The sequence below is a fragment of the Staphylococcus sp. FSL W8-1270 genome (assembly GCF_038007165.1).
Lineage (GTDB): Bacteria > Bacillota > Bacilli > Staphylococcales > Staphylococcaceae > Staphylococcus > Staphylococcus hominis.
In genome coordinates, this window is record NZ_JBBOWQ010000001.1 from 2,050,505 (window position 1) to 2,064,270 (window position 13,766).

The 13,766-nt window shown below is 31.1% G+C and carries 18 protein-coding genes and 1 pseudogene; 6 read left to right on the top strand and 13 right to left on the bottom strand.

Features of this window, described 5'->3' with window-relative positions; genetic code table 11:
* Window positions 1-12 precede the first annotated feature (12 nt).
* The 6 genes from NSU06_RS10235 to NSU06_RS10260 all read right to left on the bottom strand — a co-directional run bounded on the left by NSU06_RS10235 (window position 13) and on the right by NSU06_RS10260 (window position 2,173).
* Window positions 13-771: a DnaD domain protein gene (locus NSU06_RS10235; RefSeq protein WP_081365149.1), complete on the bottom strand. Its 759-nt coding sequence runs from the start codon at window positions 769-771 to the stop codon at window positions 13-15.
* 35 nt (window positions 772-806) lie between these two features.
* Window positions 807-1,031: a hypothetical protein gene (locus NSU06_RS10240; protein WP_037556069.1), complete on the bottom strand. Its 225-nt coding sequence runs from the start codon at window positions 1,029-1,031 to the stop codon at window positions 807-809.
* A 53-nt stretch (window positions 1,032-1,084) separates the two neighbouring features.
* The gene (locus NSU06_RS10245) at window positions 1,085-1,336 is read right to left on the bottom strand and encodes a hypothetical protein (RefSeq protein ID WP_048761953.1); all 252 of its coding nucleotides are present in this window, start codon (window positions 1,334-1,336) and stop codon (window positions 1,085-1,087) included.
* 59 nt (window positions 1,337-1,395) lie between these two features.
* Window positions 1,396-1,605 carry a hypothetical protein gene (locus tag NSU06_RS10250; protein ID WP_232153210.1) on the bottom strand — a complete coding sequence of 70 codons (210 nt, stop codon included), beginning with the start codon at window positions 1,603-1,605 and terminating at the stop codon, window positions 1,396-1,398.
* A 65-nt stretch (window positions 1,606-1,670) separates the two neighbouring features.
* Entirely contained in the window at window positions 1,671-1,940 is a 270-nt protein-coding gene (locus NSU06_RS10255) for a hypothetical protein (protein ID WP_002455738.1), read from the bottom strand.
* An 11-nt stretch (window positions 1,941-1,951) separates the two neighbouring features.
* The gene (locus tag NSU06_RS10260) at window positions 1,952-2,173 is read right to left on the bottom strand and encodes a helix-turn-helix transcriptional regulator (protein ID WP_340779970.1); all 222 of its coding nucleotides are present in this window, start codon (window positions 2,171-2,173) and stop codon (window positions 1,952-1,954) included.
* Between the two features lie 124 nt (window positions 2,174-2,297).
* On the opposite strand from NSU06_RS10260, the gene NSU06_RS10265 reads away from it, so the two are divergent.
* From NSU06_RS10265 to NSU06_RS10285, 5 genes are all read left to right on the top strand, one after another.
* Window positions 2,298-2,903 (top strand): helix-turn-helix domain-containing protein, encoded by a 606-nt coding sequence (locus NSU06_RS10265; protein ID WP_048761960.1) that lies wholly within the window; start codon window positions 2,298-2,300, stop codon window positions 2,901-2,903.
* 100 nt (window positions 2,904-3,003) lie between these two features.
* On the top strand, window positions 3,004-3,237 hold the full coding sequence (locus tag NSU06_RS10270; protein ID WP_002468636.1) for a hypothetical protein: 234 nt from the start codon (window positions 3,004-3,006) through the stop codon (window positions 3,235-3,237).
* Window positions 3,238-3,258: 21 nt separating this feature from the next.
* Window positions 3,259-3,732: a DUF6978 family protein gene (locus tag NSU06_RS10275; RefSeq protein ID WP_048761965.1), complete on the top strand. Its 474-nt coding sequence runs from the start codon at window positions 3,259-3,261 to the stop codon at window positions 3,730-3,732.
* 4 nt (window positions 3,733-3,736) lie between these two features.
* Window positions 3,737-4,528, top strand: a complete 792-nt coding sequence (locus NSU06_RS10280; protein ID WP_048761968.1) for a DUF1828 domain-containing protein — start codon at window positions 3,737-3,739, stop codon at window positions 4,526-4,528.
* Window positions 4,529-4,668: 140 nt separating this feature from the next.
* On the top strand, window positions 4,669-5,805 hold the full coding sequence (locus NSU06_RS10285) for a site-specific integrase (RefSeq protein ID WP_048761970.1): 1,137 nt from the start codon (window positions 4,669-4,671) through the stop codon (window positions 5,803-5,805).
* 96 nt (window positions 5,806-5,901) lie between these two features.
* Here the strand turns inward: NSU06_RS10285 and NSU06_RS10290 are convergent, their stop codons facing one another.
* The 6 genes and pseudogenes from NSU06_RS10290 to NSU06_RS10315 form a co-directional block, all read right to left on the bottom strand.
* Window positions 5,902-6,981, bottom strand: coding sequence for a branched-chain amino acid aminotransferase (locus tag NSU06_RS10290; RefSeq protein WP_019835794.1), 1,080 nt, complete (start codon window positions 6,979-6,981; stop codon window positions 5,902-5,904).
* A 174-nt stretch (window positions 6,982-7,155) separates the two neighbouring features.
* Window positions 7,156-8,103 (bottom strand): NAD-dependent epimerase/dehydratase family protein, encoded by a 948-nt coding sequence (locus NSU06_RS10295; protein WP_019835793.1) that lies wholly within the window; start codon window positions 8,101-8,103, stop codon window positions 7,156-7,158.
* 383 nt (window positions 8,104-8,486) lie between these two features.
* On the bottom strand, window positions 8,487-9,440 hold the full coding sequence (locus tag NSU06_RS10300) for an ornithine cyclodeaminase family protein (RefSeq protein ID WP_340779978.1): 954 nt from the start codon (window positions 9,438-9,440) through the stop codon (window positions 8,487-8,489).
* A 312-nt stretch (window positions 9,441-9,752) separates the two neighbouring features.
* The gene (locus NSU06_RS10305) at window positions 9,753-10,172 is read right to left on the bottom strand and encodes an NUDIX hydrolase (RefSeq protein ID WP_049420614.1); all 420 of its coding nucleotides are present in this window, start codon (window positions 10,170-10,172) and stop codon (window positions 9,753-9,755) included.
* Window positions 10,173-10,176: 4 nt separating this feature from the next.
* Window positions 10,177-10,689 (bottom strand): GNAT family N-acetyltransferase, encoded by a 513-nt coding sequence (locus tag NSU06_RS10310; protein WP_049420610.1) that lies wholly within the window; start codon window positions 10,687-10,689, stop codon window positions 10,177-10,179.
* A gap of 155 nt (window positions 10,690-10,844) precedes the next feature.
* Window positions 10,845-10,988, bottom strand: a pseudogene (locus NSU06_RS10315) (8-amino-7-oxononanoate synthase); the annotation flags it as partial.
* 178 nt (window positions 10,989-11,166) lie between these two features.
* On the opposite strand from NSU06_RS10315, the gene NSU06_RS10320 reads away from it, so the two are divergent.
* Window positions 11,167-12,333, top strand: coding sequence for a M20 family metallopeptidase (locus NSU06_RS10320; protein ID WP_340779980.1), 1,167 nt, complete (start codon window positions 11,167-11,169; stop codon window positions 12,331-12,333).
* Between the two features lie 182 nt (window positions 12,334-12,515).
* Here the strand turns inward: NSU06_RS10320 and tuf are convergent, their stop codons facing one another.
* Complete coding sequence (tuf, locus tag NSU06_RS10325) at window positions 12,516-13,700, bottom strand: elongation factor Tu (RefSeq protein WP_017175321.1); 1,185 nt, start codon at window positions 13,698-13,700, stop codon at window positions 12,516-12,518.
* Window positions 13,701-13,766: the final 66 nt, after the last annotated feature.

Consider the following 13,766-nt stretch of genomic DNA (forward strand, 5'->3'; position numbering starts at 1 on the left):
GCATCTTCCCTCCTAAAATAAATCAGCGTATTGAGAGTTATCGAATGTTTTTGTAGATTCCGTTTTATTCTTACTTGTTTCACGTTGTTTTCTACGTGCTTCTATATCGTCAATAGACTTAATACCGTCTTGATACCAACTTTTAAGAATACTGTTAGCATAACTCCACTTACATACATTGTTTGTTGCTGCTTCTTTTAATGCTTCTATAACGATATTCTCATTACCGTTGAAGTCATCTATCCATGCATTAATTTGATCAATAACGAATGGTTGAAGTATTCCAAATCCATTTTCTTGGTAAAAGTTGAATACATTACTATATGAATGTGACGGTGGCTGTTGTTTAGTAGTGCTTGCACTACTACTACTTGTATTATTTAATCTTGTAATATTATTACTTGTAATATTCTCTTGGAAGTTTGCTTCTATAGGTGTATGCACCATATTTTCTACACCCCTATGGAAATTATCTTCTATAGGTATAGAAGTATGCGTCATGGGGTACATTTTTCTTTTCTTTACTTCCTTACCATTTAATTCAAGTTCTATTTTCAAATAATTTAACTTTTTTAAGTTATTTATACGTGTTGATATAGTTCTTTTAGATACTTCATACAACTTAGCAAAGTAATTATTGCTTGCTGAACAATAACCATATTTATTACTTAATGCTGTTATTTCCGCATAAAGTATTTTCTCACTATCAGTTAATCGGTTATCATAACGGACACTTGCTGTTAATATTGCGTAATAACTCGGTTGTTCCAATCTTCTGCCCTCCTTTGCTGCTAATTTTTATCAATCTACAAAAAGCCTCTTTCAAATAATTGTGTTCGTAGTGTTTTAAAACGTTTGTAACTGATCATCAAATCATTGCATGTTTGCGTAGCACTCGGAATAAAGTTATCCCCTACATGTGCCATGTAATAGCAATACAATGCTTTAGCTTCGATACTTATATCTTTGCTAGACATAACACTTTGCGTAATGACGCCATAACCTTTAGAACACTTGATTTTATTAGTCATAAAATGCTATCCTTTCAGTAGTTTATTAATTTCTTAAATGATTTTTGTTGGCGTTATCTGTTTCTCCTTTGGCTGGCGTGAACAGATGACGCTTTTTCTATTTCTAACTTCATTTCATATTCTTTTCTTTGTGCTTCTATTAATCTTTCATACATAAGTTCAATAGCTTTTTGTTTATTGTTATCTTTCAATAATTCAATAGCTTCCTCATATGCTTTAGCTTCAAAAGAATATGAAGTATATAAAATCATATCTTTCACTTTGTTTACTTTTTTATGATCGTATTTCTTTTTAAATAATTTCATTATTTTGTTCCTCCTATTGCTCCATATTGAAGCGATTTATTTTGTTAGATACTTTCTACTTAAATTCTTTTACTGTCTTGTAAATGCTCTCTATATGCTTTATAGAGATATGAATGTTCTTCATCTCGAATATCAAATTTAAGTGCTGCAATCATACTTCCAAATAAGAAAAACACTAACGCATAATGTAATTCAGAATACATATTTAGAAATATAGTAATTACACAGATATAAGCGAGTTCATTCAGAAATCTAATCAATTTAAACACCACCTTAAAATTGAATTAATACTATCGTTCAATCACAAATTACTAACATGCGGGACTTAGATAATTTATTTTTTCTGTGATAGTAAAAATTCTTCAACTTCTTTGAGATCATAATAATAACTGCGCCCTTGCTTTCGTTTAGTAAGTCCTAAACGTTCCCACTCAGTAATATCACTATGTGTACATCTGTATAACTTTCTTAATTCTGTTTGTGTAGCCCATCTCTTCTGTTGTTGCTCTATCTTTCGCTGCGCTATCTGTTCAGCAAGTTTTAAGATACCATTTGCTAATTCTAAAGAAGCGGATTCACTTAGTATCGGTTGCTGTTCTGCCATGTTTAAGCCTCCTAAACTGTAATTTCTGTACTTTTACTGTAAAAAATTTCCTTATCAACAATAATATTATTTTTTTTCATAAAATTAATAAACTTATTTATCTCTTTCACTTTAAAGTCCGATTTGCCATTTTCCTTAGAAGCATAGGAATTAGTTGACATACCAAGAATGTCAGCCATTTTCTTTTGAGTTAGTCCTAAGCTGCAACGATATCCTTTTACTTTGTTTTCCATTTAAACACTCCTTTCTGTAATTGCTGTAATTCAATAATACAAAATACTTTTATAAAATGCAAGTTTTTTTGTGTAATTTCTGTAATTAGTTTATAATATTTTTATGAAAGGAGAATTTATTGAAATGAAAAGTGCAAAAGAAGTAGGCCAAACTATTAAACTTATTAGAATTGGTAAAAAACTTAGTCAAAAAGACTTTAGTAAAAAAATAGAAACCACTGTATCAGCTTTAAGTAATTGGGAAAATGGTAGAAATTATCCTAAAGATGATTATCTAATTAATATAAGTAATATTTTTAATGTTCCATTAGACATTTTTAAATATTCAACTAAAGAAAGAGTGACAGAGATTGTAAATTCTCTTGAAAAAAGAGTGAACGAAAACGATAATTACAAAATTTTATACTCTCCTAAAGTTAAAAATGAAATTATTGAAAAAGCCACTTTAATTACTGATAAACAACAAGAAAATTATAATGGTTTACTTAATTTTTCAACTAAACAAGATATTTTGAATACATTAAATGACTTGATTATAGATGAAAATATCACCATTGGTTACAATTTTGAAAATGATAACGAAGTCTTTAATTTCATAGATACTGAATTAAGGAATTTTACTTCTAAAAATATTAAATTGTTAATTTCTAAAAATGCTAACCATGATTTAGTAGCTAAAATAGAAAATGAATTGTACAATGCTATCGATAATATCGACAAATTAAGATAATCTTTCCACTCCTACTTACGAGTTCATACATACTATTTACACATTAATATAGCATTACATAGTCGTTTATATTTAAATTTAATTAAAGGAGAAAGATAGAATGTACTTCAATGATTGGAAAGTTACTATTAACGGAAAAGGATCACATGATGTTGTGACAAATGAAGATACTTTGTTAATTTTGCAAGATTATCAACATGTTGAAATAGCATTAAAATTAGTAAACGATACTATTCAAGTAAAATCATTAGGATATGGAGAGGATGTAAGCATTAACCCTACTACAAAAGAAATAACGGTTAATGTAACAAATTTATTAGAAGATGATGAGTAATTAATTAAAGGAGGTTGAGAGATGGAGTTAAAATTAACAGATAAAGAGGCAAATGATTTATTATTTTTAAGTAAAGAAATATTGGAACGATACAATATAAAATTAGAAGAAAACTGCAAAGGCGAAATAAATATTACTTCTCCAAAAGTACCTACAAAATTTATTTTAAATTATTTTATAAGACCAGGGAAAGCTACTTTGAATTTTAGAGAAACTCAATATAATACATGTTTGTTAAGGATCAATTTAAATGATGGTTTTCACAAAAATTCAAACAACGATATAGTCAGAGGAAATAGAATTAATATTTTTTCTGAAAAAGAATATAAAAATAAAAATGACTTATCAACACATATGGTAGCCTACCCATTACCTTATAAAATTTTTGAAGATAGTTCAGATTTCGTAAAACAATTATTCTCCGTTTTACGATATACTAATACTAATCATAATGATAAAATTTATATCGAAACTAAATTTCAATTAGGGTGGTGATACTATGAATGACAATGAAATTAAATCTATTAGCGAAGATTACTTTAACTATTTAAAAAAAGAATCTAAATTCGTACCTTTAGAAAATGAAAGTATTGAATTCTATTCACCAATTGTAGATTATTTTGGTGATTCGATTTCAGTTAACATCTCTAATAACATTGATAATTATCTATTGACAGATTATGGTGAGACATTATGGAATTTGGAGCAATTAGGCATAGATTTAACTAGTCATAAAAAACAAAAAAAGTATCAGTTCCTTAAAAATATAATCGAAAGTAACAATTTAGTTCTGGAAAATAAAAAAATACAACAATATATTGACAGAAAAAAACTACCTCAAGCCATACATGATTATGTTTTAGCTATTTCGGAGATAAGCAATTTAGCTATTTTAAAGAAAGATAATATAAAATCTCTATTCAGAGATGAAGTGATACAATATTTTTTAAAAAATCGTGAGACTTATCCAAACGTCTTCATTGAGTTTAAAGTTGAAGGTAAATCAAAGCTCACTCATAACTTTGAGGCAGTTTTTCCAGGTAAAACCACAGAATATGTAAAAACCATTAAACAGATTAATAAAAATAGTGCAAAAAATCTCCTTTTCGATTGGGAAGATGTTGAAGAATATAGAAGTAAAATGTACGATTCTAATGCAAGATTAAACATTATTACGGAAAATGAAGATGAAATAAGTGATTCAGTAGCAACTATGCTATCACGGTATAATGTTGAAGTATTACCGTTTGACGATAAAAGAAAAATAAAAAGAAAATTTAGCAATCTTTAATTTCAGGGTAGCTCGCCTACCCTACTACAAATTCACTTATAGTAATATTAATACTATTACCGCACCAATGAGTAACCACTCTCAAAGGTGTGTTCAATCCAATCAAACGCATGCGGGCAAGTAGAAAGGATTGATTTACAATGATTAAGAAATATAAAAAGAAAGACGGCTCAACGGCGTATATGTTTGTTGCATATCTCGGTGTTGATCCAATTACTCGTAAGCAGAAGCGAACAACAAGACGTGGCTTTAAAACTGAAAGAGAGGCCAAAATTGCAGAAGCTAAGCTGCAAACAGAAATACAAAGTAAGGGATTTCTAAATACTGATATCACGACTTTTAAGCAAGTATATGAGTTATGGATAGAGCAATATAAATGCACCGTTAGAGAAAGTACATTTGTTAGAGTTAGTAATATGTTTAAAATAAAAATACTTAAAGAATTTGATAATATGCCTATTCAAAGTATCACTACACCTTATTGTCAAAAAGTTATAAACTACTGGATAGAAAATTATAAGGATTTTAGAAATATTAAGGTATACGCTGCGAATGTATTTGAATATGCTGTTATGTTAAAAATAATACATGAGAATCCATTTAAATATACTAAATTACCGAAAAGAACAAGAAATAAAAGCAATGAGCATTTAACCTATTATTCTAGTGATGAATTAAAACAATTTCTAGAACTTATTAAAGACGATTTAATGTATTATGCTATGTTTCGACTTTTAGGATTTACTGGTATGCGTAGAGGGGAATTAATGGCTTTAACTTGGGAAGATATAAACTTTAAAAATAAAACAATCAGTATAGATAAAACTGTTACTATTGGACTTAACAGTAAAGAGATTATACAACCTCCTAAAACTCATTCATCTATAAGAGTTATAAGCATTGATGATCGTACGCTTTCAATATTAAAAAATTGGCGTGTAGAACAACGTAAACTTTGTTTAATGCATGGACATAACACAAGTAATAAATCACAATGCTTATTTACAAATTTACGAACAAATAAACGTCTACAAGTGCAGCACCCCAATAAAGCAATGGATAAAATATGTAAAAAATATAACTTTAAAAAAATTAAAATTCATGGTTTTAGACATACTCATTGTTCATTACTATTTGAAGCGGGCTTATCTATTCAAGAAGTGCAAGATAGACTCGGACATGGTGATATTAATACAACAATGGATGTTTATGCTCATATTACCGAAAAACAACGTGAAAAAGTTGCTGAGAAGTTTGCTAATTATATTAGTTTTTAACAATAACGTATTCAAAACGTATTCAATTTATAATTACTAAAAAAACAACAAGCTAGAAATCGCATAGTTACAACGTTTCTAGCTTGTTTTTACAAGTTATTTATATTCCGGCACAATGACTCTCCAGCCATGTTTATCTTCTAATTTACCACTTTGGATGCCAGTGTATGTGTCATATAATTTTTTAGTGATTTCTCCAGGTTCGTTATTATTAATCACAATTTCTCTATCTTCATATTTTAATGTACCTACTGGAGAGATGACTGCTGCCGTACCAGAACCAAATACTTCTGTTAATTCACCTTTATCGTAAGCTTCGAATAATTCATCAATAGATACTTTACGTTCTTCGACTTCATAGCCTAATTCTTTTGCTAATTCGATAATTGATTTACGTGTAATACCAGGTAAAATACTACCATTTAACGCAGGTGTTACTAATTTGCCATTTTCAACGAAGAAAATGTTCATACTACCTACTTCTTCAACATATTTTTGTTCAACGCCGTCCAACCATAATACCTGATCATATCCTAAGTTATTCGCATTCGTTTGTGCTAATAAACTTGCTGCATAGTTACCTGCTACTTTAGCAAATCCTACCCCCCCACGAACTGCACGTACATATTCATCTTCAACATAAATTTTTGTTGATTTTAATGTATCACCGCCGTAGTAAGCACCTGATGGAGATAAGATAATTAATAATTTATATTTTTTAGAAGCACGAACACCTAAAATACCTTCTGTAGCGAATACGAATGGACGAATATATAAAGATTGACCTTCGCCTTCTGGTACCCAATCACGTTCGATATCGACAAGTTGTTTCAAACCATCTAATAATAATTCTTCATCTACTTTAGGCATTTCTAAACGCGCTAATGAATCATTGATACGTTTGAAGTTTTGATCTGGACGGAATAATACGACCTCACCATTATGTTTATATGCTTTTAAACCTTCAAATACAGCTTGACCATAGTGTAAACTTTGTGCTGCTGGAGAAATTTCAAACGGTGCATAAGGAACAATTTTTAATTCTTGCCAACCGCCTTTTTCTTCATCATAATCTACACTTAACATATAGTCAGTAAAATATTGCCCAAATCCAAGATTTCCTTCTGGTTTTTCTTTAAGTGTGTCACGTTGTTCAAATTTAACTTTTTCTGACATGTTGAAGCCTCCTAATATATTTCATGAATAAGATTTAATATAAATTATAGCAATCTCAGATAGTCTATTCAATAAATTTTCTAAAAATTCAAACAAAATAAAAAATGAAACCCTTTTCTTTTTTTATTCTTTAAAAGAGAGTCAAATTCCAAAGACACCTTTTTAATTATGAACTTATGTCTTTTCTTTAATCGTTCGTATCATTGTTTCTGTCATTTTAGCCAAATGATACTTTGGATTAAAGCCCCATTCTTTTCGAGAATAACTGGTATCAATATTATCTGGCCATGTATCTGCAATCGTTTGTCTTACTGGATCGACATCATAATCTAAGGTGAATTCTGGAATATATTTCTGAATTTCTTTCTTAATCATCTCAGGTTCAAGACTCATTGCGCTTAAATTATAACCATTGCGTGTTACAAGTTTCTTACTATCCGCTTCCATAAGTTGAATAATCGCATCAATGGCATCATCCATATACATCATATCCATATACGTATTTTTAGCGATATAGCTCGTGTAGTGACCATGTCTAACCGCTTCGAAATATATTTCTACTGCGTAATCTGTAGTACCTCCGCCTGGCTTTTTGGCATGTGAAATGAGCCCTGGAAATCTTACACTACGTGTGTCGACGCCAAATTTTTTAAAGTAATATTGGCATAATAATTCACCTGCAACTTTATTTATTCCGTACATTGTTGTCGGTTGTTGAATCGTATTTTGAGGTGTGTTTTTCTTAGGTGTAGACGCACCAAATGCCCCAATTGAACTTGGCATAAAGAAATGTAAGTCATACATTCTTGCAGTTTCTAAAGCATTTATTAACCCATCCATATTTAAATCCCAAGCCTGCAACGGATTTTTTTCAGCTGTTGCAGAAAGTAATGCAGCCATATGCATAAGTGTATCTGCTCTAAAGTCTTCTACTACACCCATCATTGCGTCACGATCTGTTACATCAAGTAATTCAAATGGGCTGTCACTAATCAATGAATGTGGTTCTGGCTCTCTAATATCAGTGGCTAATACATTATTTTTCCCATATAATTGTCTACATTTTAGTACCAATTCAGTTCCTATTTGTCCTAGTGCTCCTGTAATTACAATTCTCTTCATTGTCATTTCTCCCTTTGTCTTATATATCCTAATAGTGTTTTTTTAGAACTCCCCATATTCCTAGATTCACTATGTTATAAAAATGCTTACATATATCATTAGATTATACGTTAAAGTGATAATTTTATTCTTCTAATAAATTATTTGATTTAACTTACGTTTTGTTTGTTAATCATTTTTAAAATTATCGTAAATTATTTTTTTCCTTCTTATATCTCAATGCCTATAGGCTACTATAAACTTGTTAATTATTTTTAAAAGGAGGCGAATATGAAGAAATATTTTGTATCACTCTTATTGATTTTCTTTATACAATAAAATACCGTATCAGCCATGGCTACGTTATCACTGATACGGTATCTATTTTTTTATATAGTATATGGTTAATTAATTTGTTGAGCTTTTTTATAAAAGTATTGTGCCACCACTATATCTACAATAGCTAAACCTACTGATTTAAATACTGTTACTTCTTCTTCTTCATCACGTCCAGATATTTTTCCACTTACAATATCTCCTAGTTCACCATGTAGTGATTGCTCAGTAATGATACCTTCTTCTAATGGTACTTTTAAATCACCTGTTTCTTCCATTGCTGCTTCTGTAGATTCAACAACTATTTTATTAGCAATCAACATCGTTTCTGAAGGTAGTTCTTGCATTTCAGGTTTAAATGAACCCACTGCATTTAAATGAACACCGGGATGTAATGAATGAGAAAATACCGGTTTATTTGAATTTGTAGCTGTCGCAACAATATCTGCGTTTTCCATGGCTTGATCCGCTTCATCGAAGACTTTTGTTGACACGTGATACGTTTGTTTCACAAATTCAGCCAATTTTTCAGCTTTAGTTCTTGTACGACTCGAGATATGAAGCATTTCAATATCTCTCACTGCTAATATCGCTGCAATGAGCCCCTCAGCTTGATCTCCAGCGCCAATCACACACAATGTTTTTGCATCTTCACGCGCTAAATATTTTGTAGCTACACCAGAAATGGCACCAGTACGAATCTTAGTTAAATAGCTACCATCAAGTACAGCAAGGGTTTCTCCTGTATCATAATCACTTAGCAATACGGATCCAGTAATTGTTTTTTTATCTAGTTTAGGATTATTAGGGGCGAAAGTGACTGTTTTAATACCGACAATATTTAATTCGTCTGATAAAGCTGGCATCACTAAATATCTATTTTCTTTATTAAAAGGTAATACATAACGTAATGGCGTTTCCGTTTTTCCTTCTGAAAACGCCTGTAACGCGTGACCGACTTCTTCAATCACTTCTTTCATATCTAATAAGTTTTGTTGATCCTGTTCATTTAAAACGAGCATTTCATAGACCTCCACTGTTTGGATATTGTTAAACAATAGATTAGAAGTAGCAATCATCCATTTTAATTATTATATATTCTAATCAATTGAATATTAATATTTTTTATAGATTTTATTAACTTATTATTGTGATGATATACAATTGATGATATCTTTATATTGTAAATAAAAGGTACAGTTTACATAGTAAAGTGCCTTGCGATTTCATAACAATATGAAACTATTTATAAACTTTTGACACCCATCACTTTTCTTATGAGAAAAGTGATTTTTTTATATCTTACTATAAATGATTGTTGTAATACCTGTTTTTCAATCTATAACACCTTCATTATAATAGGTAGCTTTATTATCTAAAAATACTTTTAAACTGTGATTATAATATGTAAGTTTTTGGTCTGCTTCTTCGATGGTCATCCATTTTGTTTCTGAAATTTCATCTTTCATTTGTATATCTATTACTTCATTTGGAATTGTAGCTTTAAACATAATAAATAATGTGTGTACATTCATTTGAGTGGATTTACCTTCATTAATACTTACGATATCTCCAATCTTAGCATTAAGACCTGTTTCTTCCATTACTTCACGTTTCAAAGCTTCAACTAGTGTTTCTCCCTTTTCTACCTTTCCTCCTGGTAATGACCACCCCCCGCCATCTGTATTATTAACAAGTAATACTTTTCTTTCTTGATTTTGTATGAGTGCATATACGACTTTTAAATCTTTCACAGTTTCACCTTCCATCATTTAGAATTTCAAATCGACTTACTGGCTGACCGTTTTTTTTAATATACGAATTAATTTCATATCCTCCATGTTTTTTTATTACTTTTTGTGAAGCATAATTATAAGGATTACATGTCATTAATACTTTATGTATCCCCATTTTATTTAGTCTATTTAGTGCTTCTTCTAACATGCTTGAAGCATAACCATTTCCTCTGTATGGTTTGGCGACGCCATAGCCTACATGTCCTCCGATATTTTTTAATTTATCATTAAGTTCATGACGAATATTTACTGCACCAACAATATCATCATTTTTAAAATAAAATAATGTTGTAGAAGGAACGGTATTCATATTTACGGGTGGATGATGCAATTGTTCTACCATTTGTTCAAAAGATTGATAATGTGCGACATCAATATTAGATGGAATAATTTTCTCATTGTTATCATACCAATATTGTAAATATCGAATTAAATTTTCTTTATCTTTATACTCTAGTTTTCTTAATTCAAGCATGTATACACCTCTTTTTTACAATTAGTGTACCACTAAAAATGAAAAACAATCCATTTATACATTAAAACTAATAGATTACTCAAATTAATTAAATGTTTATTTAATAATATTTAACCCTTTTCTAACTTTTAATACTTTAAATGCTTGATCTAACATTTTTTAGTGCGTGCGACATCATCACCTACGACATCGATAGCTTTAAATAATGTACCGCTTTGGAAATCAATTTTGTCTTGTAAGCCTAAATGTTTTACTATTTCTGCGCCTTTATCTATCACAACTGAACCATGTGCCTCATCATTTCTCTTTTGTTATTGATTCATCATAATTTATTATCATCATAATCATTTTATGTTATAAGATAATTCATTTAATATTTGATAGTGTGTCTTTTAATAAAATTACAATGAGTGACTACTGAGTTTTAGTAGAATTTGTTATACTAAAGTTCATAATAATTAGGAAGAAGTGGTCAATGTGTTTGATTGGTTTCAATTAGCCAGTGAAAAAGAAAATAGAATGATTCAAATGCGTCGTTATATGCATCAATATCCAGAGCCTTCTTTTGAAGAAACGTGGACACATAACTACATTCTCAATCAGTTAAGTCATTTAGACTGTGAGATTGTGTCACCTGTAGGACGAAATGGTATCAAGGCAACTTTTAAAGGGAAAGAAAATGGTCCAACTATTGCATTTCGTGCAGACTTCGATGCATTACCAGTCCAAGAATTAAACGACGTTCCATATAAATCTAAAAACGATGGTTTTATGCATGCATGTGGTCACGATGGTCATACTGCTATTTTATTAGGTGTTGCTGAAATTGTTCATGAACATCGCCACTTATTAAAAGGAAATGTTGTATTTATTTTTCAATATGGTGAAGAGATTATGCCAGGTGGCTCTCAAGAAATGATTGATGATGGCTGTTTAAACGATGTTGATAAAATTTATGGTACTCATCTTTGGAGTGGTTATCCCACTGGTACAATTTATTCAAGACCAGGTGCAATCATGGCTTCTCCAGATGAATTCTCGATTACCATTAAAGGTAAAGGAGGACATGGTGCTAAACCTCATGAAACAATTGATCCAATTGTAATTATGGCTGAGTTTATACTAAGTGCTCAAAAAATCATTTCTCGTACCATCGATCCTGTAAAAGAAGCAGTATTAACCTTTGGTATGGTACAAGCAGGTTCTTCTGATAGTGTTATTCCAGATTCGGCATTTTGCAAAGGGACGGTACGTACATTTGATACAGAACTACAAGCTCATATTCAAGAGAAAATGGATAAGTTATTACAAGGTCTTGCATTAGCGAATGATGTCACTTATGACATGGAGTATATTAGAGGGTATTTACCAGTTCATAATCATGAAGAAGCTTATGAAACAGTTAAACAAGCGGCAAATGATTTACATTTACGTTTTAATAAATCAGAATTGATGATGATTGGTGAAGACTTTTCACACTATCTAAAAGTCCGACCTGGCGCATTTTTCTTAACTGGATGTGGCAATGCTGATAAGGGTATTACAGCCCCACATCACAATCCGCATTTTGATATTGTTGAAGCAGCATTTAAATATGCTGCAAGTGAATTTCTTAAAATCTTAGAACTTGAAAGCGTTTTTTAATTCTTTGTTAAATATGTATCGTAAACCTTAGAATATAAACGATTGAAACAGCTCATAGATAGTATTTATCTATGGGCTGTTTTATTAATATTTTTTACTAAATAAAAGTACAGTGAACTTAAGTCTTATTTTCAAATAAAAAAAGACTCCCAATAAGGGAGTCTTCTATATCAAATAATAAATTATTCGAAGATTTCAGTTACAACGCCTGATCCTACAGTACGTCCACCTTCACGGATTGAGAAACGAGTACCGTCTTCAATCGCGATAGGAGCGATTAATTCTACTGTCATTTCAACGTTGTCGCCAGGCATTACCATTTCAGTACCTTCTGGTAAGTTAACAACACCAGTCACGTCAGTAGTACGGAAATAGAATTGTGGACGATAGTTAGTGAAGAATGGAGTATGACGTCCACCTTCATCTTTTGATAAAACGTATACGTCTGCTTTGAATTTTGTGTGAGGTGTAATTGAACCTGGAGCAGCTAATACTTGACCACGTTGTACATCTTCACGAGCAACACCACGTAATAAAGCACCGATGTTGTCACCAGCTTCAGCGTAGTCTAATAATTTACGGAACATTTCTACACCAGTAACAGTTGTTTTAGAAGTTTCTTTGATACCAATAATTTCAACTTCTTCACCAACTTTGATTTGACCACGTTCAACACGACCTGTAGCAACAGTACCACGACCAGTGATTGAGAATACGTCCTCAACTGGCATCATGAATGGTTTATCAGAGTCACGTTCTGGAGTTGGAATGTAATCATCAACTGCTTGCATTAATTCTAAGATTTTTTCTTCGTATTGAGCATCGCCTTCTAAAGCTTTTAAAGCTGAACCAGCGATTACAGGTACGTCGTCACCTGGGAAGTCGTATTCAGATAATAAGTCACGTACTTCCATTTCAACTAATTCTAATAATTCTTCATCGTCAACCATGTCAACTTTGTTTAAGAATACTACTAATGCTGGTACACCAACGTTACGTGATAAAAGAATGTGTTCACGAGTTTGTGGCATTGGACCGTCAGCAGCAGATACTACTAAGATACCACCGTCCATTTGAGCAGCACCAGTGATCATGTTTTTAACATAGTCAGCGTGTCCTGGGCAGTCAACGTGAGCATAGTGACGTTTGTCAGTTTGATATTCGATGTGTGCAGTATTGATTGTAATACCACGTTCTTTTTCTTCTGGAGCGTTGTCAATCATGTCATATGATTGTGCTACAGTGTCACCATTTTTAGCTAATACAGTTGCGATAGCAGCTGTTAAAGTAGTTTTACCATGGTCAACGTGACCGATAGTACCAATATTGGCATGTTCTTTTGAGCGATCAAATTTTTCTTTTGCCATTATTAAATCTCTCCTATTCTAGTTAAAGTTATTTCAATATTATCTCTCATGATAGTTACTCACTAT